Annotated in this window: 19 protein-coding genes, 2 tRNA genes and 1 other RNA gene; 7 read left to right on the top strand and 15 right to left on the bottom strand. The window is 37.9% G+C overall.

All coding sequences use genetic code 11. The annotated features are described in order from the left end of the window. Window positions 1-8: 8 nt before the first annotated feature. From B3I52_RS07645 to B3I52_RS07630, 4 genes are all read right to left on the bottom strand, one after another. Window positions 9-938, bottom strand: a complete 930-nt coding sequence (locus tag B3I52_RS07645) for a D-2-hydroxyacid dehydrogenase (protein ID WP_293300084.1) — start codon at window positions 936-938, stop codon at window positions 9-11. A gap of 7 nt (window positions 939-945) precedes the next feature. Next, window positions 946-1,332: an SRPBCC domain-containing protein gene (locus B3I52_RS07640; RefSeq protein ID WP_293300082.1), complete on the bottom strand. Its 387-nt coding sequence runs from the start codon at window positions 1,330-1,332 to the stop codon at window positions 946-948. 116 nt (window positions 1,333-1,448) lie between these two features. After that, window positions 1,449-1,838 (bottom strand): GxxExxY protein, encoded by a 390-nt coding sequence (locus B3I52_RS07635; protein WP_293300080.1) that lies wholly within the window; start codon window positions 1,836-1,838, stop codon window positions 1,449-1,451. 126 nt (window positions 1,839-1,964) lie between these two features. Further along, a complete protein-coding gene (locus tag B3I52_RS07630; protein WP_293300078.1) occupies window positions 1,965-3,155 on the bottom strand; it encodes an acyl-CoA dehydrogenase family protein in 1,191 nt (396 codons plus the stop codon). Window positions 3,156-3,260: 105 nt separating this feature from the next. On the opposite strand from B3I52_RS07630, the gene B3I52_RS07625 reads away from it, so the two are divergent. Continuing rightward, entirely contained in the window at window positions 3,261-3,620 is a 360-nt protein-coding gene (locus B3I52_RS07625) for a dihydroneopterin aldolase (RefSeq protein ID WP_293300076.1), read from the top strand. A 13-nt stretch (window positions 3,621-3,633) separates the two neighbouring features. Here B3I52_RS07625 and B3I52_RS07620 read toward each other — a convergent pair whose 3' ends face one another. From B3I52_RS07620 to B3I52_RS07600, 5 genes are all read right to left on the bottom strand, one after another. Beyond that, window positions 3,634-4,191: a hypothetical protein gene (locus B3I52_RS07620; protein WP_293300074.1), complete on the bottom strand. Its 558-nt coding sequence runs from the start codon at window positions 4,189-4,191 to the stop codon at window positions 3,634-3,636. A gap of 127 nt (window positions 4,192-4,318) precedes the next feature. Beyond that, window positions 4,319-5,224, bottom strand: a complete 906-nt coding sequence (locus tag B3I52_RS07615; protein ID WP_293300072.1) for an EamA family transporter — start codon at window positions 5,222-5,224, stop codon at window positions 4,319-4,321. A gap of 66 nt (window positions 5,225-5,290) precedes the next feature. After that, a complete protein-coding gene (locus B3I52_RS07610; protein ID WP_293300070.1) occupies window positions 5,291-6,013 on the bottom strand; it encodes a pyridoxine 5'-phosphate synthase in 723 nt (240 codons plus the stop codon). A 103-nt stretch (window positions 6,014-6,116) separates the two neighbouring features. Continuing rightward, the gene (locus tag B3I52_RS07605) at window positions 6,117-6,470 is read right to left on the bottom strand and encodes a DUF6370 family protein (protein ID WP_293300068.1); all 354 of its coding nucleotides are present in this window, start codon (window positions 6,468-6,470) and stop codon (window positions 6,117-6,119) included. A 204-nt stretch (window positions 6,471-6,674) separates the two neighbouring features. Further along, the gene (locus B3I52_RS07600; protein WP_293300067.1) at window positions 6,675-8,195 is read right to left on the bottom strand and encodes a hypothetical protein; all 1,521 of its coding nucleotides are present in this window, start codon (window positions 8,193-8,195) and stop codon (window positions 6,675-6,677) included. Window positions 8,196-8,663: 468 nt separating this feature from the next. On the opposite strand from B3I52_RS07600, the gene B3I52_RS07595 reads away from it, so the two are divergent. The 3 genes from B3I52_RS07595 to B3I52_RS07585 all read left to right on the top strand — a co-directional run bounded on the left by B3I52_RS07595 (window position 8,664) and on the right by B3I52_RS07585 (window position 10,702). Continuing rightward, a complete protein-coding gene (locus tag B3I52_RS07595) occupies window positions 8,664-9,215 on the top strand; it encodes a dihydrofolate reductase family protein (RefSeq protein WP_293300065.1) in 552 nt (183 codons plus the stop codon). Between the two features lie 144 nt (window positions 9,216-9,359). Beyond that, a complete protein-coding gene (locus B3I52_RS07590; protein ID WP_293300063.1) occupies window positions 9,360-9,662 on the top strand; it encodes an ArsR/SmtB family transcription factor in 303 nt (100 codons plus the stop codon). A gap of 11 nt (window positions 9,663-9,673) precedes the next feature. After that, entirely contained in the window at window positions 9,674-10,702 is a 1,029-nt protein-coding gene (locus tag B3I52_RS07585) for an LLM class flavin-dependent oxidoreductase (protein ID WP_293300061.1), read from the top strand. Window positions 10,703-10,790: 88 nt separating this feature from the next. Here the strand turns inward: B3I52_RS07585 and B3I52_RS07580 are convergent, their stop codons facing one another. The 5 genes from B3I52_RS07580 to clpB form a co-directional block, all read right to left on the bottom strand. Further along, complete coding sequence (locus B3I52_RS07580) at window positions 10,791-13,439, bottom strand: zinc-dependent metalloprotease (protein WP_293300059.1); 2,649 nt, start codon at window positions 13,437-13,439, stop codon at window positions 10,791-10,793. A gap of 275 nt (window positions 13,440-13,714) precedes the next feature. Continuing rightward, window positions 13,715-14,087, bottom strand: an RNA gene (gene rnpB / locus B3I52_RS07575) — RNase P RNA component class A. Window positions 14,088-14,242: 155 nt separating this feature from the next. Continuing rightward, a tRNA-Arg gene (locus tag B3I52_RS07570) sits at window positions 14,243-14,316 on the bottom strand. A gap of 192 nt (window positions 14,317-14,508) precedes the next feature. After that, a tRNA-His gene (locus B3I52_RS07565) sits at window positions 14,509-14,582 on the bottom strand. Between the two features lie 368 nt (window positions 14,583-14,950). Beyond that, window positions 14,951-17,542 carry an ATP-dependent chaperone ClpB gene (gene clpB, locus B3I52_RS07560; RefSeq protein ID WP_293300057.1) on the bottom strand — a complete coding sequence of 864 codons (2,592 nt, stop codon included), beginning with the start codon at window positions 17,540-17,542 and terminating at the stop codon, window positions 14,951-14,953. Between the two features lie 301 nt (window positions 17,543-17,843). Between clpB and B3I52_RS07555 the strand changes: the two genes are divergently transcribed. Beyond that, entirely contained in the window at window positions 17,844-20,327 is a 2,484-nt protein-coding gene (locus tag B3I52_RS07555) for a T9SS type A sorting domain-containing protein (protein ID WP_293300055.1), read from the top strand. Between the two features lie 45 nt (window positions 20,328-20,372). On the opposite strand, the gene B3I52_RS07550 is transcribed toward B3I52_RS07555, so the two are convergent. Next, window positions 20,373-20,993: a response regulator gene (locus B3I52_RS07550; protein WP_293300054.1), complete on the bottom strand. Its 621-nt coding sequence runs from the start codon at window positions 20,991-20,993 to the stop codon at window positions 20,373-20,375. 51 nt (window positions 20,994-21,044) lie between these two features. On the opposite strand from B3I52_RS07550, the gene B3I52_RS07545 reads away from it, so the two are divergent. Together B3I52_RS07545 and B3I52_RS07540 are read left to right on the top strand one after the other, a co-directional pair. Next, complete coding sequence (locus B3I52_RS07545) at window positions 21,045-23,141, top strand: tetratricopeptide repeat-containing sensor histidine kinase (protein WP_293300053.1); 2,097 nt, start codon at window positions 21,045-21,047, stop codon at window positions 23,139-23,141. Between the two features lie 100 nt (window positions 23,142-23,241). After that, window positions 23,242-23,504: hypothetical protein (locus tag B3I52_RS07540; protein WP_293300051.1), on the top strand; the 263-nt coding region annotated here is incomplete at its 3' end.

The following is a 23,504-nucleotide window of genomic DNA, read 5'->3' as shown; positions in this document are numbered from 1 at the left end:
TAGCTTACTTACAGCGTTGTGCTTGTAATGTTTCCTATCGTTTTAAGGATAACGGTATTTATGGCTTCGCTGCTAGACCATGCCACATGAGGCGTTAGTAATAACTTGTGTTTGTTTTTTACACGCAACAGTGGGTTATCTGCCAAAATTGGTTCTGTGGTGTAAACATCAATACATGCGCCGCCTATTAAATCTTCGTCAATAATTTGGGCTAAATCCGTTTCGTTTATAATACCACCTCTGCCGGTATTTACAAGAACGGCATGGGCAGGCATCAATTTCATTAAATCGTAAGTGAGCAAATTATGGGTGTTGTCGTTCAGCGGGGCATGGATAGAAACTACATCGCATGTTTTTAGCAGTGCGCTTAGTTCCAGTTGTTGGTAAGGAGCCCCGTTGTTTTTGCCTGAAGTAGAGTAATATACCACCTCTGCACCGAAACAGGTAGCAATTTGAGCAACACGTTTACCAATGGTACCCAAACCAATAATCCCCAATCTTTTTCCGTGAAGTTCCCAAATGGGTTGTAGATGAGTAAAGGTATCGCTCTTACAGTATGCGCCTGATTTTACATGATCATCGAAATAACAGATTTTGTTCTGAAAGGCCAACAGCATGGCAAAAGTGTGTTGGGCCACGCTTTCGGTAGAATATCCAGATACGTTTTTTACGGGAATACCGAGTTCTTTTGCGGCCTGTAAATCAACATTGTTGGTGCCTGTAGCCGCAATACATATTAATTTTAGTTTGGTGGCCGCAAGCATTGCCTCTCGATTTACCATTACTTTATTGGTAATAATTACTGCTGCATCTTTTACTCTTTCTGCAACTTCATCAGTTTTGGTGCTTTCGTAAAAGGTACAATGGCCAAGTTGTTGTAAATTAGCCAATGCAGCGGCTTCTCCCAATGTTTTTCTATCTAATAGTACAATGTTCATGCAATGGTTATATTTCTTCCTCAAAAAAATCGGCTAAGCCTCCAAGATAATATTCGTTAATTCCTTCGGTAAAATCTTTGTAGTCTTCATCGGGGATATTGGTTTGCACAAATTCTAAGGAAGTTCCTTTTTTATCAGGATGCAGCTTAATGGTAACAATGGATGGCTCGTTTTCTTCGCCGAAATACCATTGCTGAACAATTTTCTTGCCTGGCTCAAATTCTAGGTTCTTCCCAACAATATCACCGTCCCAAAAAGAGAATTCCGTACCTACTTGTTCTTCAAATTCTACTTCGGCACCAGTCCATAACTGAATGCTTTGCGCTTTAGTTAAACCTAAGTAAACTTCTTCTGGTGGGGCAGGGAGTAGAATATATTTTTTAAATGTCTTCATCTGGATGTTTAATTGTCTTGATCAGGATTTACAAGATTATAAGATGAACAGGATTAGGATTTTTGATGTTTAATTGGAAATCATGAAAATCTTGTCAATCCTAAAATCCTGATCAGTTATTGAAGTGGGCTATATTTATTATTTGAATTATAAATTTTCTTAAACTGTAAACTAACGGCTCCAAAGTTAATTAATAAACCGATGGGAAACTTGTATGCGGTGACATAATTTTTAGCCTGAGCTAAATGTACATCTTCTAAATTAATCACAGCTTTTAGTTCTACAACTATTTGATTTTCTATAATAAAATCAGCTCTTCTAATTCCAACCTCAATGTCTTCGTAATAGATTGTTTGTTCCACCTCTCTTGCATAAATCAATCCAACTCTGCTGAGTTCAATAGCTAAACATCTTTGATAAATTACTTCTTGAAATCCATTGCCCAAAGTATTGTGCACTTTCATGGCACAACCGTTTACTTTGTATGTGATTTCGTCTATGGTCATTGCGTTTAATTGTCTTGACTAGGGTTTACAAGATTTTAAGATGAACAGGATTAGGATTTTTGATGTTTAATTGGAAATCATGAAAATCTTGTCAATCCTAAAATCCTGATCCGTTGTGGTATTGGGTTACTTAAAAGCATTTAATCCCGTTACATCCATTCCTGTAATGAGCAGATGCACATCGTGCGTACCTTCGTAAGTTACTACCGATTCTAGGTTCATCATGTGGCGCATAATAGAATATTCGCCAGTAATGCCCATGCCACCCAACATTTGACGGGCATTGCGGGCAATATCTAAAGCTATTTCTACGCTATTACGTTTAGCCATCGAGATTTGTTCGGCAGTAGCCCTGTTTTCGCTTTTTAACTGACCTAAACGCCAAACCAACAATTGTCCTTTGGTAATTTCGGTAATCATCTCGGCTAACTTCTTTTGTTGCAATTGGAAACCGCCAATGGGCTTGCCAAATTGTTCACGTTCTTTAGCATAGCGTAGGGCGGTATCGTAGCAATCCATAGCGGCACCCAAAGCGCCCCAAGCAATACCGTAACGGGCTTGGTTTAAACAGCCCAATGGGCCTTTTAAGCCTTTAATGTCTGGAAAAATGTTTTCTTTAGGCACTTTTACGTTATCAAATACCAGTTCTCCAGTTGCCGAAGCTCTTAAACTCCATTTGTTGTGCGTTTCTGGGGTGCTAAAGCCTTCCATTCCACGCTCTAAAATCATTCCTCTAATTTTACCTTCTTCATCTTTGGCCCAAACCACCGCAATATCGGCAAAAGGGGCATTAGAAATCCACATTTTAGCGCCATTTAATAGGTAATGGTCGCCTTTGTCTTTAATATTGCTTACCATGCCGCCCGGATTAGAGCCATGATCTGGTTCTGTTAAGCCAAAACAGCCCATCAACTCGCCGGTGGCTAATTTAGGGAGGTATTTTTTACGCTGTTCTTCTGTTCCGTAGGTATAAATGGGATACATTACCAACGAGCCCTGTACCGAAGCCGTAGAGCGGATACCCGAATCGCCTCGTTCAATTTCCTGCATAATAATGCCGTAGGCAGTATAATCTAAACCTGCTCCGCCATATTCTACCGGAATAGTAGGGCCAAAGGCGCCAATTTCTCCCAGTCCTTTAATAAGTTGTTTCGGGAATTCTGCTCGTTGTGCATAATCTTCGATAATTGGACTTACTTCCTTCTTAACCCAGTCTCTAACCGAGGCACGGATTAATAAATGTTCTTCAGATAAAAGTTCGTCTATCAAATAATAATCTGGTGCTTCGTAAAGATCTTTTCTTGCAGATTTACTCATTTTAAAAGGATTTAGGTTTTTAATTGGTTATAACCAAAGTTAGTAAAATACCTCAATCCCTAAACAAAATTTAGGTATAATTGTATTCGCAAAACTTTAGAGAAAATGTACACTCAAACCGTTGCTTTAAGAGATGTTAGTTGCCATGCGTACCATGGGTTTTATCCCGAAGAACAATTAATTGGTGGTATTTTTATGGTAGATGTAGAAGTAACATTTACACCTAGCAATGATACTGAAAACTTAGCTAAAACAGTTAATTACGAAGTGCTTAACCATATTGTTCTACAGGAAATGAAGCAAACTCAGAAACTTTTAGAAACTGTAGTAAAGAATATGTTAGCTGCTGTTAAAGAAAGCTATCCTTTTATACTTACAGCAAAAGTGGGCATCCGAAAAATGAACCCGCCTATGCCGGGCCAAATAGGGCATTCGTTTGTAGAATTGAGTTATAGTGCACTTTAACTTATCGCTTATTTTATTTCTTTATTTTCCAACCTTCTTCTTTATCGTATTTTAAATGATAGGTTTTGGTAAGAAATTCACTGTTTTCTTCGGGCTTCTTTTGAAAAGCGGCAAAAGGAGTGTTGGTTTTTTTTAGCGATACGGTCACTTTTGCGGTAACATCGGTTACTTTAGAGAAATCTACAGGCTTCTCGTCGGTTAGCTCGTAAGTAATGGCTTTAACAGTAGCTTTGTCGGTTTCTTGCTTTAAAACAAAATTGCTGGCTTTTTGGGTAAGTTTGGCGCTGTAAACATAGCTGCTGTCTTTAGAAAGGAATTTCTTTTTAGCGCTTAATAGGGTTAGGGTAATGTAGCCTTCGTTGGCCAACTGGCGATAGTTTTCTAACTCCGCATATTCTTTTTCATTATTAAACCTCAGCTCTCCAAAATTAAATCGGGTGGTTTTATACTCTGGATTTCCTTTGAGGTAGGTAATAATTACTTTTCCTGCTTCATCGGTATTAATGGTAGAGCTGTTTTTACAAGCTAAAAGGGTAGAGGTGAGTAGTATGGCCGATAGTATTTTTTTCATGGTTTTAATCTTTAATTAGTGCTCCCTTTTTACCTCTTTGCGAATAAGCGGGAATACGCTGTTGGTGCTTATTATTTTAGTTATACGCTTGTGCCGATACCTTGGAAGGGGTAGGAGCTTTAAATTTTTATTTTAATTTATCCGTTTTCTTTAAGTTTTCCAAATTTGGAAGTATCATGGACGATAAAATAATTGCTACGCCAATCCATCTGATGAGGCTAACTTCTTCACGCAAAACTAATGCCGACATGCTTACGGCTACAGGTAATTCTGCCGAACTTAAAATAGAACTCATGGTTAAACCAATTTTTGGAATGCCAGCAGCAAAGCATAATGGAGGAATTACGGTTCCAAAAACAGCCAAAATTAATCCCCATTTTAATAAGCTGCCATTTAGCGCACCATTAAATAGAAAAGCAGGGGGCAGTACAATGAAAATTAAAATGCAAGCACCGGTAATCATTAATGCGCTTTTTTGTATCGGCGGATATTCATTTCCAAGATTACCATTAAGCATGAGGAAAATGGCGTAGCATAAAGCGGCTATTAGTCCGTAGCCAATACCTGCTATACTTAAGTTTTCTGCAGATTGCTCGAAATAACCACTGGCTGCAACGGTGCCTACTAAAATGAATAGGATAGCCAGCATTTGCAATCGATTAGGTTTCTTTTTAAAGAAAATCAATTCTAGTATTACGGTAATCCAAACAAACTGCATTAATAAAATAATTGCTACCGAAGCAGGTACCAACTTTACACATTGGTAATAGGTTAAGCTCACCAAGCCGGTAAATGTACCAGCTAATAAGAGTTTAATCCAATGGGTTTTAATAACTGGTTTAGGCTTGGCCTTAGCTTGCGTTCGACGTTGAATTAAGTAAATGCTCCATAACATTATTACTCCAAACAATGCCTGCGTGCCTGTAACATCGCCTAAAGTATAACCTTCGGCGTAAGCTAGTTTTACAAAAGTAGAGAGGATACCAAAGCTACAAGCGCCAAATAGAACGAGAAAAATGCCCTTGAAATTCAAACGTGGAAAGTTAAAAGTGAAAAAATAGAGGCGTTTAATATAATGTAAAACTTATTACTTGTAACTTTAATACTGCGATAGCTGTGCTAAATAACGCTTAATAGTTTCTTCTAACCCTAAGTAGAGCGCATCGCTAATTAAGGCGTGGCCAATAGAAACTTCTAATAGCCCGGGGATGGTTTGTGCAAAGTATTTTAGGTTATGCAGGTCTAAATCGTGACCGGCATTGATGCCTATGCCCAACTCGTTTGCTTTGTGCGCCGCGGCCAAATATGGGGCAATTGCTTTTTCTCTATTGTTGTGGTATTGTTGGGCGTAAGCTTCGGTATAAAGCTCAATTCTGTCGGTTCCTGTAGTTAAGGCTGCTGCTACCATTTCTACCACCGGATCTACAAAAATAGAAACACGGATGCCTGCGTTTTTAAAAACAGCCACCATTTGTTTCAAGTATTCTTGATGTTTTATGGTGTCCCAGCCGTGGTTCGAGGTAAGTTGGCCTTCGGCATCTGGTACTAAAGTAACCTGTGCAGGTTTGTTGGCCAACACTAAATCTACAAATTTCTGTTCGCGGCAGTTTCCTTCTATGTTAAATTCGGTAGCAATGGCAGCTTTTAAATCGAAAGTATCTTGGTAGCGGATATGTCGTTCATCTGGACGGGGATGTACTGTAATGCCTTCTGCACCAAATTTCTCGCAATCTAGTGCTACTTTTACCAAATCAGGATTGTTGCCGCCCCTGCTGTTTCGCAGTGTGGCAATTTTGTTGATGTTAACCGATAACTTTGTCATGTAGCAAAGATACGGTTTAGCCACAGATGCACAGCTAAAAAATAAATAGATTTAGGGTTTAAGTTATCTCTTAAAACAAAGCTGTGTACCTGTGGCGGTAAAACTATTTAGACTTTGGTTTTTCAGTTTTCTTGTTTGCTAGCAATTGTATTGCTTTTGCTTTAAATCTACCGTTAATTATTTCTCCAGTAACGGTTGCCTTTCTAATGGCATTACAAAAACCATCCTCGGCATGTGCATCGCCAAAGTCATCTGTTTTTTTGCCATCAACAAAATAGGCTACGCCATCTATTCTAACAGCTAAATCACAACCTTTGCCAGGTAATTTAAACATACATTCTCCACAAGAAATCTCTACTTCTTTTTTTTCTATTTTAGTTGTTTTTGTTGGTTTTTCTTGTGCCTTAGCTAGAAATGCAAAGGCTGCAAATAAGATAAGTAAACTTAATTTTTTCATGTCTATGCTTTTTTTGGTTGATTAGGTAGTACAAATATGATGATTATAAGCTGGTATTATATAATGATTTTCGTCAAATTATTGGTGCTTATTTTAGGATGATTTAAAGAGTTTTGAGCTTGTTTTAATTAGCCACAGTACATTTTGTTTAATTGGAGTGCCTGTGGCTAATATTAAGAAATTTATTTATGAAGTTGTACTGCTTTAATAAGTGAAAACGGTCTTGGTAATGTAGGCATCAGTAGCAGTGTTGGAAATATTGTACTTGGTAATGATTTCTTTAGGAAACCCCTCCACATCGTAGGTGTAGCTAAATTGATAGGCGTTGTATTTTGGGATATATGTTTCGTACCTGCTCCATTTGTTTAACCTGTTATGTTTGGAAAGCTGTGTGAGCCAAAAATCGGGAATATCTAAGTGTGCGTAGGGATTAATGTTGAAATCGTAAGTAGCGGTAGTGGTTTCGCTATCGCCATGAGAGGTATGGTTGGTGTAAATATAGGCATTTCCGCCCTGCATTTCTGCCGTTGCATACTGTTTGTAATAACGGCGGCTATATTGGTAAGTAGCGCCAATTTGATAATTATTGGTGATGCCTGTTTTACCCGGCTGTGCTAGGTAGCTTACCTCGGCTGTAATGGTGTCTTCTTCATTAATTTCTTTCATACGTTCTAATTTGCCATCTGGTTTGTACCAAAAGTAATTTACTTTATTGGTGCCATTTACTTGGTAACGAATTTCGCTCACCTTGTTATTGGCTTGGTAAATGAGTTCTTCTGTACCGTCGGTTACTGGGCTTCCGTCGGTGGCTTTACTAAGGTGTGTAATACGGGTTACTTGCCCTAAGGCATTGTAACTATATTCTTTTCGTGTTTGTGGTATCCATCGTCCACCAGAAAAGAGGTAAACCGATTCGGTTTTAATTTTTTTAGCTACCTCTGTAGATCCTCCCATAAAGAGCTTCACTTCGCTTGTCATGTCGGCTTGTTCTAATTCTACTTCATCTATCATTCCCCATTTAGCAATACTAAGTTTATACTTGGCTACTTTTTTAGCTAAAGTGAGCTTTTGCCCGCCAGCGGCTATATAGTAGGTTTGCGTAGTTGGATTGCCCTGAAGGGGATAGGTGGTAATGTTTAGCACTGCCGGAATACTGTCGTACACTATTTTACCCACTTTAAAAATCGGTTTTAGGTTTAATACAAAATCATCAGCGTTATCAATAGGAGGAGGATGGTTAAAAACCTCTCCTGTATAGCCAAAGTCTTCGGCCTTATGGTTAATGGTTACGGCTAAAACTTCTATGGCTACAGTATGCTCGGTTTTTTGTAGATTGATGGAGATGGCTAATGGCTTGTTAACCTGTTGTGCCATGATTGAACCTGCACAAGGCGTTGCAAACAAGGTGTTGCCTTGGTGTTGTAGCAGCAGTTTAACCAATTCGTAATTGCCTTTAGGAAGTTCGATGGGATCGCTTACATAGTTGCCCCGATGATTTAAGGGAATTGCTTGGTTTTCAATTACCAAATGTCCGGTAGCAGATTTGATGGTGATTACAGCAGAAAGTCCGTCTATTGCGTTGTTTTGTCCGGGTAAGCTTTCAATACTGATGTTGAATTTGGTTTTTTCGTTAGCGGGATAGGGCTGTTCTTCCCTGTTTTTCTTGCAGCTTGTTAGCAATAGGCCAATTAATACAAATAACGTAGTTAAAAATAGTTTTTTCATTTTGTGTTTTTTCTGTTCGATAAACAAATGAGATGCCTTATTACAGTTATTTTGTTGTGCAACGACCAACAACAAAACAAAGGCGACAAACGGCGGTTGTGTGCAGCGCTGTAACGAAAGTAATGACCGAATTAAGAGGTTAAGGTGTTCGAAATAAATGACTTGTTTTTTTACTATGATTTGGTTGGTAGCTTGTTCGGTAAAAGGTCTAATTTTGGAAAGCTGGTGCAATGGCTGCTGCTAATTTACTGGTACTATACTGCTAGTTAAGGCGAAGTACACTCGAACTAGATTGGGAATAAAGTCGCTATAAGGTCGCTATAACCTCGCTATAATGCCGCTATAATGTGGGATGAAATAGTTGGTGTTTTAGGAAGGCTTGGTGGCCCGGATGGGCGAGGGTTTTGTTAATACAAAGATACGGAAATTAGGGTATATTTATGGTGATTAAATATCAAAACAGAAAATATGAGAAAAGTAATTGCAGCATTTAACATGACACTTGATGGTGTTTGCGACCATACAACGGGAGTTGCCGACGAAGAACTACACCAACATTATACTAAGTTGATAGCTAATGCCGGGGTAATTTTATATGGGCGTATAACTTATCAATTGATGCAGTTTTGGCAAACTTTATTGCAAAATCCTTCTGGCGAAAAATCAATGGACGATTTTGCTGTTTCTATAGATAAAATTCAGAAAGTTGTTTTTTCTAATACCCTGCCAAACACAGGTTGGGAAAGCGCAACGCTTGCCAAAAGATCTCTTGATAATGAAGTTTTGGAACTTAAACAACAAGCAGGGGAAAGCATTCTTATCGGAAGTAGAAGCTTGATTATCCAACTTTTAAACAGTAATCTTATTGATGAGCTACAAATCTGTATTCACCCCGTTATTGAAGGGAAAGGACTGCAACTATTTGACCAAATTACGGGCAGAATTACATTGAAACTTCTACAAACAAAATCGTTAAGCTCTGGCGCAACAGTATTTTATTACGAGCCGATACGAGCCTAAGCAATTCACTGTCAACAAAAGACTTGTTTTAAGCTCTTTTAAACATTCCTTTTTTACGCTGTACAGTTTCGCTAATTATCGTTTCTAGGTCATCTCTTAAAATTCAATAGGTATATCGGGAATTATCGATGTATGTTTGTGCCAATGGATGACGTAGAAATTTTTAAGGCACTTGGCAATAAAAACAGGTTACAAATTTTGACTTGGCTGAAAGACCCCGAACAACATTTTATAGATTATATGCCAGCTTGTGGCGATATAGATGTTGGTGTTTGTGTGGGGCATATTCACAAGAAATCGGGGTTAACACAATCTACTATTTCCGAATATTTGTCTGTTTTACATCGTGTAGGTTTGGTTTCGGCTACCCGAATAGGGCAGTGGACTTACTACAAACGTAACGAAGAAACCATTGCTAGGTTGGGCAACTTGATGAATACTTTATAGAAATTGAAAAAATGAGCGAAAATAAATTATCGGCCACTGATAAATCGGCACAAGTTGTACCTTATTCGGTTTTGGATTTGGCTGGGGTTATAGAAGGCCACGATATTGCTACTACGTTTAGCAATAGTGTATCGTTGGCAAAACATACAGAAAAACTTGGTTATAATAGGTATTGGTTGGCCGAGCATCATAATATGGTTAGTGTGGCAAGTTCTGCTACTTCGATACTAATTGGGCATATTGCAGGGCATACCGATACTATTAGGGTAGGTGCTGGGGGTATTATGTTGCCTAACCATACACCATTAATTATTGCCGAACAGTTTGGTACTTTGGCTACCTTATATCCCAATAGAATTGATTTAGGGCTAGGAAGAGCACCAGGAACCGATCAGTTAACTGCTTATGAAATTAGGGGAGAACGCTTTCATTCGCCACAACATTTTCCTCAAGATGTGCGTAAATTACAGCATTTTCTTGGTGATGATAATTACGATGGAAAAGTTAGGGCAATACCTGGAGAGGGCACCAATGTACCTATCTGGATTTTAGGTTCGAGTACAGAAAGTGCACATTTAGCAGCATCGTATGGTTTGCCCTATGCCTTTGCTAGTCATTTTGCACCCACCTATTTTTTCGAAGCCATAAAGATTTATAGAAAGAACTTTAGACCGTCTGACGTACTACAAGAGCCTTACGTGCTTTCTTGTGTAAACGTGATTGCCGCAGATACGGATGCCGAAGCAGAACGTTTATCTACTTCGCTAAAAATTTTATTTTCGGGCATTGTAAGTAATAAACGTAGGCTTTTACAGCCGCCAGTAGCTAGTATGGAAGGTTTATGGACGGCGGCTGAAGAAGCTGCTGTAGCACAGATGTTAGCTTTTACTTTTATTGGTGGCCCTGAGAAATTGGCTACGCAGTTGTCCTCTTTTTTAAACCACACCAAGGTAGATGAACTGATGGTAACTTCACACATTTTTGACCACAGGGCTAGGTTGCGGTCTTATGAAATTATTGCAGAGGTACTAAAACGCTAACTCTTTTCGGTAAAGTGGTTGCTGTTTGAAAATAAAAACTCCCCATAGGAATTAAATCTTATGGGGAGTTTTATATTATAATTTATTGTTATTTGCTTACCGCAGTAGCTTTATCAATTAAGAAAGTTAAGGCAGCTCTGTGTGCTTTGGTTTGCTCATCAGTACTTGTTGCGGTTGCTAACTGGCCTTTAATTTTAACTAAGGTAGCTAAGGCAGCGGCTTTACTGGCATTATCGTAACCAGTTGATGCGGCAACAATTGCAGCAGCAGCTTTAACATATTCAGTTTGTAAGTTCTGACGGAATAAATTCACATTTGATTTTAAATCGGCAGCGAAAATATCATTAGTTAAATCGCTCATTACATTAGCTACGGCATAAGTATTGCCATATAAACCACTGTTGTTAATTCTACTTAATGTGGCTGGATGTAACAATTGCGCCAAAGTGCCCAACTGTATGGCTAAGAAAGTGCTCTGTGGTTTAATATCTTCGTTATTGCCAAAGAAACCAAAACCTCTACGTTGAATTTGTAAGTAAGGGAACAACGCTTTATCGGCATCAAAAGCATTTGGTGCAAAAACATAGGTGCTTAACAGGGCCAAAGCTTTCTTTTGATAAGCTTCTGGTACAGGGGTAAAAGGGGCAGTTGTGGCTTGCTGACCAACAAAACTACGATCTACGTAAACACCACCAATGTAACGGCTTAAAGCGGCAGCTATACTGGCACGCTGACCATTTAATTGCTGATATTTGCTGCGCAAATCATGGTAACTTTGGTTAGGCTTTGCAAAGCGGTCTTTTAATTTAGGGATCATGGTGTTGATCAATTTGAAACGGTCTTCGCCATAGGTTACCATGTCATTGGTATGGTCGTTAACGTTTACCCTTGGGTCTATACCACTACCTGGGCTGCGCATATCGTCTGCATCGTTACCGAAAGCTAATTGAGGGTCGGTACTTCTGCTTAATATTTTATTTAATCCGGCTTCTTCATCTTTCTCATTAAAAGGCGTATAGCCGTATTCGATAGCCCATAAATCGTAAGGTCCGGCTTTGGTAGTGTAGTAATCGCCTTGTTTGCTACGATCGCTGCTTACGTTAATGGCTGGGTAATCCATTACCGAACCTTGTAAACCAATTTTACGTGTTAAGCTTTTATCGTTCATTTGTGCTGGGCTTAGCATCTGGCTCGCTTTCATGTTGTGGTTTAAGCCTAGGGTGTGGCCCATTTCGTGCATAATTAGGTAGTACAAGAATTGTTTGTGCATTTCTTTAACGGTAGCTGCTCTGGCTGCTTCGGGCACATTGGCATCTAATACCTCGATAGCGGCTAAACCGGTTTGATATTGCATGCTTAGTTCTTGTGCTAGCGAACAAAAAGCGGCATGGTTTTTACCGTATTTTTGCGATGCACCCTGTTGTGTTAAAGCCAAGGCTTCTGCCGGATTTTCCCAAGGCAGGTTCATTGCCATAGCTGGGCTACCATTATACAAATCGTCTTGTACTGCGGTACCCGCACCAGATTTCCATTCTACGGTAATATCGGCACCTAAAATTTGTCCGGTTAATGGGTTGAAGAAACTTGGGCCAATTGCACCATAAGAAGGGTATGCCGACGATACCCAGCGTATTACGTTGTAAGAAATATCTGATGGATCCCATGTGGCATTGTCTGGCATTTGTTTCATCACTACCGCATTTTTGAACCCCGCCTTTTCAAAAGCTTCGTTCCATTTCTCTCCAGCCTCTTTAATAATGGCACGATACTCTATGGGTGTGGTATTTTCAATCCAGAAAACTATGGGCTCTACAGGTTCGCTTAACTTTGCATTAGGATTTTTCTTCTTTAAATGCCAACGACTAATGAAATCTTTGTAAGGGGTAGCGCCTACAGAAGTTAAGTTATCTACTTCGGCGCCAAAATAACCTATTCTTGGGTCATCTCTACGAGGTCTGAAATCATTTTGTGGAACTTCTAAAAAAGAATGTTGCATTTTTACACGAACGTACCTGGCATCGGTAATGTCTTTGCCGCCACCGTTAAACGGCATAGGGTTATCGTATGCCAAATCAACCACCACATCGGTGTTGCCATCAAAAGATTTTACATTTTGGTATTTTGATTTCGCTACATTCAAATTTCCTAGGTTAAACATGGCGCCTGGGGGCAATCCTGGAGGGGTCATCGGTTTTACTGGGTCAAGTTTATCGCTTAAAAACAAGCCATCTACCGAAATTAAATAGCCTTCTTTGTCTTTTGCGCTATACTTATCAGCAAAAAACACTGCATCAGACACATCCACGTTAGCGGCTTTGCTTACAGGATTGGTAGGGTCATAATAAAAGGAAGTGTTTTTTTCCAAGAACTCAATTTTATCATCAACTTGTTTAATGTGAAACAGTTTGGTGCTTCTAATCATGTTCTGGTTTAAGAACAATTTGGTTGGGCCGCCCATTGAAAAACTTTGATAGATGTAATCTTTATCTAGCTGTTCTTTCTTTACGTACAATTGCAAGCTACCCGTTACAGTATCTTTGTACAGGGTAAAGAGTCCATCAATTTTCTTGCTAGATTTAATTTTGTCGGCCACGGTTGGCTTTGGAGGGGCAGGGGGCGTTGTTGGCGCTACCTTTTTGGTGGTGTCGGCTGGTTTTTCAGCTTTCTTAATTTCCTGGGCATTGGCATTAAAAGCTAATAATGCCGCCGCAGGAATTAACCATAAGTGTTTTTTCATTTTTAGTTAGTTAGGGTTTATACGTGTTAAATTTTCTTCTTAAAGAAGACGTAGTGCATTGTTAGATGTTGCATGTTTTTAATTGTTACCAAAGTACAATTTATATCATAAAGTTAGTTTTGCATTTGTAAAGTTTAATGCTAGCGTTTGGGTTTGCGCTATATCTGGATGTTTTGCCCGTGTAGGTGCTAAGTTTTTGCTGAAATTGGAACAGTATTAACTAAAATACCTTTTTCTGGTACTAGAAAAAGGTATTTGTTGAAAAGATAATCGTTTAAAAATGCAAACCTGTAAGCCGGGTTCTGTTTCCCGATAAATCGGGACTTCTATCATTAATCTACTATAAACGTTGCCGTTTATCTCTAACGACCTACCCACTAACATCGGACGAGCAGCCCTACGTGCGTTAGCCTATTTGGTCTTTCAACTCCCGGGGTTTACCAACTTCGCCATCACTGGCAAAGCTCGTGAGCTCTTACCTCACGTTTTCACCCTTCCCCAATTTACGTTGGGAGGTCTGTTTTCTGTGGCACTTTCCGTAATTTAGGTCTTCATTCCCAAACTCCTTCCCGTTAGGAAGCGAGATGCTCTGTGTTGCCCGGACTTTCCTCCCCAATGCTAGATAGGGGCGATAGAACGGTTTGCATTGTTTCAAAGTTAATGAATAAGTAGCATTTGTAGGTAAAGCACAGGCTGATAAGTTTGGTTTGATGACAATTTTATGGTAATCTACTCAAACTGTGGGGTATATTGTTTGTTAAAAATAAAAACCGCCTTTAAACTTAATTAAAAACGGCTTTTTGTACCCCCAACAGGATTCGAACCTGTGACCTACGGTTTAGAAAACCGGTGCTCTATCCAGCTGAGCTATGGAGGCCTCTCTATAAGAAAGTAACCAAAGTTATTTCCTTTAAGGTGGTGCAAAGATATAATTTCTACCGCAGAAACTCAAAAAAGTTTAAAATTTCTTTTAGTAGTAATAATATTATAATGGTTAGTGTTTTTTCGCTTTATCCAAAACATTTCAAATAAAAAAGCAGTTCTTTTCAGAACTGCTTTTAAAACTCGGGGTGGCTGATGGGGCTCGAACCCACGACCCTCGGCACCACAAACCAATACTCTAACCAACTGAGCTACAGCCACCGTGTTTTTGAATGACACAAAAGTACTGTTTTTATTATTTTTTGCAAATATTTTTAGAAAATATGCTGAAAATTATGCAACCAATTATTTTTCAGTTGTTTGCATTTTATGTCTGTGTCTAATTATTTAATAATAGGAATAAAACTGCAAAATATAGTCTGTGTATAACGTTATTTTAAGACTGTTTTAGTGAAATTTAAGATAGAGGTAGCATTTTTATAATACAAATTTAATAAGGAAGAAAAAGTAGGGGCTAGGTATTTCAATGCTGTTTTAATAAATAAGTGGGTGTTTCCACCCACTTATAAATTGATAGTGCGAATTTAGAGTGATTGCCAAAAGCAAACCATTAAAAAATTATATCTTTTTTAGGTATTTAAGAAAACAAACTGATGATCGAACATATCTAACTTGATTTTACTGTCCTTATCTATTTTGCCGGCTAGTATTTCTTTAGATAATTCATTCAAAATACGCTTTTGTATCACTCTCTTTAATGGTCTTGCTCCAAACTGAGGATCGTAACCGAGTTCTGCCAACCAATCTAAAGCTTCATCGCTTGCTTCCATGGTAATGCCCATTTCGGTTAAAGTATCTTGTACGTGTTTGAACTGCAAGCTCACAATATCTCTGATTTCTGTTCTGTTTAACGGGGTAAACATAATCAGCTCGTCAATTCTATTTAAAAACTCTGGACGGATGGTTTGTTTTAGTAATTCGAATAACTCATTCTTTGTTTTGGCCACCACTTCATCACGATTTTCATCATCCAAGTTTTTGAAATTATCTTGAATTAAGTGCGAACCAATGTTAGAAGTCATGATGATGATGGTGTTTTTAAAATTCACTACACGACCTTTGTTATCCGTCAATCTGCCGTCATCTAATACTTGCAATAAAATATTGAATACATCTGGATGGGCTTTCTCAATCTCATCTAGCAACACCACCGAATATGGTTTTCTTCGTACCGCCTCAGTCAACTGACCACCTTCATCGTAGCCTACATATCCTGGAGGCGCACCAATTAAACGGCTTACCGCATGGCGCTCTTGGTACTCGCTCATGTCAATTCTGGTCATGGCGTTTTCATCGTTAAACAAAAACTCGGCTAAAGCTTTGGCCAGTTCGGTTTTACCTACACCAGTTGTACCTAAGAAAATGAACGAACCAATGGGTTTACGTTTATCTTGCAGGCCTGCACGTGAGCGACGGATCGCATCAGAAATGGCTTCGATAGCTTCATCTTGCCCCGCTACACGTTTGTGCAGTTCTTCTTCTAAATGTAGCAGTTTTTCGCGTTCGCTCGATACCAATTTGGTTACCGGGATACCTGTCCAACGACCAACTACACCAGCAATATCATCGGCAGTTACTTCTTCTTTCAGCATACGGCTTTCATCCTGACGACTTTCCAAATCGGCTTTCAATTTTTCAACTTTGTCTTGTGCTTCTTTTATTTTGCCGTAACGTAATTCAGCTACTTTTCCGTAATCGCCGGCACGTTCTGCTTGTTCTGCCTCTAATTTGTAAGCTTCAATTTGTTCAATTTCAGTATTAATGGCATCTACCAAATCTTTTTCGCCTTGCCATTTTGCTTTAAACTCATCTCGCTCTGCAGAAAGGTTAGCAATTTGTCCGCTCAGTTCTTTTACTTTGTTGTCGTCTTTCTCACGTTTAATAGCCTCTCTTTCAATTTCTAAGCGCATAATTTCACGATCTAAAGCATCTACATTTTCTGGCACACTGTCCATCTCCATACGTAATTTCGATGCTGCTTCGTCCATTAAGTCGATGGCTTTATCGGGCAAAAAGCGATCGGCAATGTAACGTTGGCTCATTTCTACGGCGGCTATAATGGCTTCGTCTTTGATACGCACCTTATGGTGGGTTTCGTAACGTTCTTTTAAGCCACGCAAAATAGAAATGGCATCTTGCGTATCGGGTTCATCTACCATTACTTTTTGGAAACGGCGCTCTAAAGCTTTGTCTTTTTCTAAGTATTTCTGATATTCATCTAGCGTGGTTGCGCCAATAGCCCTCAATTCGCCACGGGCTAGGGCAGGTTTTAAGATGTTTGCTGCGTCCATGGCGCCTTCGCCACCGCCAGCACCCACTAAAGTGTGTATCTCATCAATAAAAAGCACAATTTCGCCATCGCTCTGCGTAACTTCTTTTACTACGGCTTTTAAACGTTCTTCAAATTCGCCTTTATACTTAGCTCCCGCGATAAGCGCTCCCATGTCTAAAGAATACACCACTTTCGATTTTAGGTTTTCAGGCACATCGCCCTTGATAATCCTAAAAGCGATGCCTTCGGCAATGGCAGTTTTACCCACGCCTGGCTCACCAATTAAGATAGGGTTGTTTTTCGTTCTACGAGATAGAATTTGGATTACCCTTCTAATTTCTTCATCACGACCAATTACGGGATCTAACTTTCCGCTTTCGGCATATTCGTTTAGGTTACGTGCATATTTGCCCAAAGCTTGGTAAGTAGCTTCGGCATTTTGATCGGTTACACGATTATCTCCACGCAATTCGGTAATGGCTTTTTTAAGGTCTTTTTCGTTTACGCCTTGGTCTTTTAATAACTTAGCTGTAGCATCATTTGCTGCTAAAATTCCTAAAAGTACATGTTCTACAGAAACAAACTCGTCTTTAAATTCTTTTAAGAAATTTTGTGCTTTTTGTAATGCTGTATTTGCACTAGAAGATAAGTAAATATTACTACCACTCACTTTAGGGAATTTGGCAATATCCTCATCTAACTTTTGGTTAAGTGCGTTTAGGTTTACGTTTAATTTTTTTAAAACGTAGGAAATAACATTCTCATCAACAGTTAACAAGCCTTTTAACAGATGTGCTGTTTCTATGGCCTGTTGTTGGTTGCCTTGTGCAATTTCAGAGGCTTTTTGAACAGCCTCTTGGGCTTTTATTGTAAAATTGTTAAAATTCATAATGTTGTTTTCTTCTTATTTATAAACCACAAAGACGCCAAGAACTCCAAGTTTTAGTTGTTCTTTTACTTTGTAGTTAATACGCTAAGGTCAAAACAGATGCCATCGATTAATTGATTTTAAAATTCGGAAATATTGACATGGTATTTTAGTTTTAACTGAATAATTGTCTGGTAGTTAGTGTTTTGTAGTGAATAGATGGCAGTTTATACTGGATTTACAGTAGTTAAAATACAGCATGTAAGGTATTTACTTGCGTTAGATATGTACAGAAATTTGTAGAGGAATAATTTATAACTGTATGAAAAGGACTTTTACCATTTTAATTCTATTTCTATCGTTTTACATTAAGGCACAAACAGTTGCTACTTATGCGGGAGGTGGAGCAGGAGATACTGATTTGAAAACAAAAGCAGCAATGATGTTACGGGGTGGTGGATTAGCTACCGATGCTAGTGGTAATATTTATATAGCCGATTATGAAAATCGTAGGATAAGAAAAATAGATGTGGCCACAGGAATCATTACTACACTGGCAGGTAATGGGTACTATGGCGATTTAAATACTTCCTTGCCAGCAACAAAAGTAGCTATGGATAGACCAATGGGCTTGGCCGTAGCACCATCGGGAGAAGATGTTTACTTTTCTGATGCCTACGCACGTAAGGTGTATAAAATACATGTGCTTACTAATACCATTACTTTAATAGGTGGAAATGGATCAAATATACATTCTGGCGATGGTGGTTTAGCTACAAATGCAGGGATGAACAATCCAGTAGATTTAAAGCTAGATGGTAACGGGAATTTATTGCTGTCATGCTATGGTGCTTTACGTAAAATAAATTTAAGCACAGGAATTATCAGTACGATTTTGACATCTGTAAATGAGTCGCATTTTGATGGTACTTCAGGAATTGAAGTTGATCAGGCAGGTAATATATACTTGGCAAACTATGCAAAACATATTGTTCATAAAATTGAGGCCAATACAAATACAATAAGCACAATAGCAGGTATTTCTGGAAATGGAGGTAGTAGTGGCGATGGAGGATTGGCAACCATGGCTACGCTCTATTATCCTTGTAAACTTTCTATAAATAACAACAGCTTGTTTATTACGAGCAATCTTTCTACTGACATGCGTAAAATAGATTTGGCCACAGGTATTATTTCAAGGGTGTACCGTCATCCATCGAAGGTAATTATGTCTGTAGCTACCATACCTAATACCGATGATGTGTACATTGCTTTGGATTATAGTTTGTTAAAGGTTGATGTTACGGCCAAAACGGCACAAACTTATGCGGGCAATGGCGCTGGGATTTTTGCTGGCGATGGTTTGTTGGCTATTAATGCTAAAATAAACGAACCTAAAAGTATAGCCCTTAATTCATCGGGTGATTTATTTATTATAGACTATGCTAGAATTAGAAAAGTTACAGCCACCACTAGGCTAATATCTACTTACGTGGGCACCGGAACAGCAATCAGTACCCCCGCTAACCAATACGATAATCTTCTGGCTACAAGTGTTTCCATAAATTCAAATCCTAATTATGTACATACAGATGCAGCAGGAAACCTCTATTTCTGGGATAGCCAATATATTAAGAAGGTAAATATTGCCAATAACAAAGTTTATATTGTTGCCGGAACGGGAACTAGAGGCAACACGGGTGATAATGGATTGGCTACATCGGCTCAAGTTTTTCCAACAGGGTTGACTATAGCCCCCAATGGTGATATTTATTTTATCCAAGATAATACATTTATTAGAAAAATTGCCGTTGCTACGGGGATCATCACGAGAATTGCTGGAGGGGGATATAATACAGGAGATGATGTAGCGACGGCAGAAGCTGCTATTAATGCAAGTCATATTGTTGCGGATAATAATGGTATGCTTTACTTTTTTAATAATTTTTCGAAAATTAGAAAATTAGATATTGTGGCCGGTAGGATAACTACTATAAGAACTTTTACAGGTGGTACCAGTGGCTTTAATGTTACACTTACAATTGATCCATCACGTAACAATTTATATTACAGTTATAAATCAAATGCTTTTTCTAGAGTGGTTTATAAACTGGCATTGGCAACTAATACCGAAACCGTATATCGCTCTTTCGCCAGTGGCGGCGGTGTTAAGGATGATGTTAATGTGAATTTATCAACGGCAGAAGAAATTGCATCTATGGTGGTTGACAATAATGGACATATTTATTTTACAGACGTAGTAAACAATCGTGTAAGGGTAATTACTAATGATAGTGCTATGCCTGTTACATGGTCTGCTTTTACGGCTAAGCCAAGCGTAAGTCAGATAAAACTTTATTGGGCAACAGCAACCGAAGTTAATTTATCACGTTACGAGGTAGAACGAAGTACAGATGGTATAAATTTTAAGGCTATAGCAGTTATTAAACCTAATGCTACAAAGTCTTACAACTATACAGACTTTTCGGCACAAAATGGTGATAATTACTATCGCATAAAAAATGTAGATAATGATGGCGATTTTGGTTTTAGTGAGATTAGCGTGGTAAAGTTATCCTTAAATAAGGAGAATGTAATTGCTTGGCCTAATCCCACAGGCCATAAGGTTACAATAAAATCAAATCCGTGGCAACAGGCTGTATTATATGACATAACAGGTAAGCAATTACTTACCCAAACACTAGATGCAGAAGGAACTGCAGAAATAGACCTTAAACGATTTGAAAATGGCGTTTACTTGTTAAAAGTAGGGAGAACTGAGATAATAAAAATAATTCGTAATTAAAAAATAAAGAAGAAAGAGAATTCTTATTTAAAGCTCTTTCTTGTTTTATATCAATTTGTTATCTCTTGCATATCTTAAAAGCTCTGTTGCCGAGTGTGTATCGGTTTTTCTTAAAATATTACGACGATGGGTTTCTACTGTATTTTCGCTAATGAAAAGTGTATTTGCCATTTGCGAAGAATTTAAACCTTTATCCAATAGTTTAATTATTTCTATTTCACGTAGCGTCAGGTGTGGCGAATTATTGTTTTTTTTGAAGCTTAACAAATATTGCATAATCTCTGTAGAAAAATAGACATGCCCTTTAGCTATCTGTTCTATGGCATAGAGTAATTCGTCTTTTCCTTTATTCTTTAATACAAAGCCATTAATATTACTATGCATTAGATCATTAAGCAGTGTCGGATTGTCAAACATAGATAGCATTAGGATTTTTAACGCAGGCATTTGCTGCTTTAATCGTTTTACTAGTTCAACACCGGTTATTTCGGGCATACTTATGTCAGAAATAACCAAGTCAGGTTTTAGAGTGATAATTTCTTCTAAAGCTGTTTTTGCAGAGTTGCTACTACCTACTACATTGATGCCATTTCCAGCTACCATTAGCTGTATTCCATCTATCACAAGTTGGTGGTCATCAATAATATATATATTATTTTGGTTCATTAGTTGAAAGTAAAGAATAAAATTATATTTGAAAAAAAATATCGAACAATTATGTTTAAATTACCTAGTGTAACATTTCTTCTTGTAATACTTAGGGTATGCTCTTTCGCTCAATCTGCCAAAGTGGTTGATGTACCAAATAAAATAGATCAACTTGTTGTATCAACTAGAAGTAATTTTAATGTGAGCTTAAAGAAAGCTAAACTGTATATAGATTCTGCTGTTTTTTTGGCAGATAAATATAAAATAGCTAACAAGGAAGCACTTACTTATAATATAAAAGGGGTAATTTTATTGAATATGGGATTGGCTGATAGTGCTATTATTTATCATACTAAAGCTATTGGGTATGCAGAAAAGGCGGGAGACTTAATGCTTATTTGCCAAGCTAAACAAAATAATGGAGCCGCCCTAAGTGGAATAGGAAAGCACAGCGAAGGACTAAAGTTTTTATTTGAAGCCTTAAGAGGATACGAAAAACTAAAAGACGAGACAGCCATAGCCAAATGTTACGGCGATATTGCAAATACCTACATTAGGCAAAAAGATTATCGCTCTGCGGTTGATTTTTTGCAACAAGATATTGCTATTGCAAAAAATCTGAAAGAGAGACGTACTTATTTAATTGCATTAAATTCCTTAGGGGTGGCCTATAAGGAGCTAAAAGAATGGGGAAAAGCAGGAGATGTTTATATGCAAGCGATAGAATTGGCTAAAGCCGAGAAAATTGAAGTGGTATTGGCAATGCTTTATATGAATCTTGCAACTATAAAATCAATACTTAACAATAAACCAAAGGCAATAGAATATTTTATAGAGGCAGAAAAATGGTCTAAAAAAGTTGGAAATTACACCAATCTAGGAGGTATTTATCAAAATCTGGGGCGCACATATTACCAAATAGAAGATTATAGTAATGCATTGAAATATAATTTATTGGCCATTGAATTAGAGAAAAAGTCTAAAAACAATAGAAATTTAGAAAAAATGTACGGTGCCCTTGCTGATAATTACCATCAATTAGGTAAGAATGATTCTGCTTATTTATATTCTAATAAACGCGATACTTTAGCAGAAGAGAATTACAAAGCGGCATTGAACTCACAAATTCAAGAAATGAATGTCAAATATCAAACACAAAAAAAGCAATCTCAAATAGCGTTGTTAACCAAAACTAACACTATACAGCAACTTAACCTGCAAAACAAGGAACTGCTTCTCAATTCTAATAACCTGTTGTTAGAAAAAAATAAAATAAGTTTGCTGAATAAAGATTTAGATCTTGGCCACCAAAAAAATATCATAAGACAAAAAGAACTGCAGGGTAGAAATGCCAACCAAAAAATTTCATTGCTCCATAAGCAAACCACCATACAACAATTAGAGATTAGCAAAAGAAACACCACCATTGGTATTATTGTTGGTTTGTTTGTACTAACTGGAATTATCGTATATCAGCACAATCGTAGAAAGAAAATAGAGCACAGGGCAAGATTACAAGAAGAAATTGCCATGCAACAAGAAAAAGCCACAAGAGCGGTAATAGAAGCCGAAGAAAATGAACGTACACGTATTGCTTCCGATTTGCATGATGGCATTGGGCAAATGCTTTCAGTAGTAAATATGAACATGAGTACACTAAAGGAGCAGATCAGTTTCGCATCAATAGAAGCCAAACAAACATTTAAAAAAACAATAGGATTGATGGCCGAAAGCTCTCAAGAAATGCGTAGCATATCTCATAGAATGATGCCTGATTCCTTGTTGAAAAATGGGTTGATAAATGCTATAGAAAATTTTGTCAGTGTAATCGATTCTAAGGTGGTAGAAATTAGTTTTGGTGCACATGGCATTGATAAAAGATTAGATAGAAACATAGAGATTATGTTGTATAGGGTAATTCAGGAAGCTGTAAACAATGTGATTAAACATGCCCAAGCAAAAAATCTGGATATACAAATAGAACTTATAGATAAGCAGTTAACTTGCACCATAGAAGACGACGGGAAAGGTTTTGAAGGTAATGCCAAAGTAAATGGTATTGGCCTGCAAAATATGAAATCTAGAATAAATTTTGTTAAAGGGAATTTGGAGTTAAATTCAAAATTAGGTTACGGAACGTTGATTTTTATCTCTATTCCGGTGTAGTTCTACCTTGAATCCGGTATGTAAAATCCCGGGCAATGCGTATTGTAGCCTTTTGTGCTTTCATAGAACTTAGTTTTTATAAAAAAGCACAAAATTAGAAATGAAATTTATCAAAAAAATTAATGCCACTACCAAGGGATTTGGAATAGTGGCAGCCTGCCTATTACTATCGTCAACATTAAATGCCCAGGACAAGGCTTATCCTATTAAAACCACGGCCAAGCCCAATGACATTAAAGCTTTTAATATTAACGAAACAGACGGAAGCATTAATTTGCTCTTTACCAAAAAAGGGAAAAAACAGGAGATTTACACTAACTATAAATTCGATAAAACTCTGAATCTACTGAGCGAAACAGAAGT

Origin of the sequence: Pedobacter sp. UBA4863, from assembly GCF_002399615.1 — a bacterium.
Taxonomy (GTDB): domain Bacteria; phylum Bacteroidota; class Bacteroidia; order Sphingobacteriales; family Sphingobacteriaceae; genus Pedobacter.
Note: the sequence above shows the minus strand (reverse complement) of the source record. Positions and strands in the feature narration are given on the sequence as shown.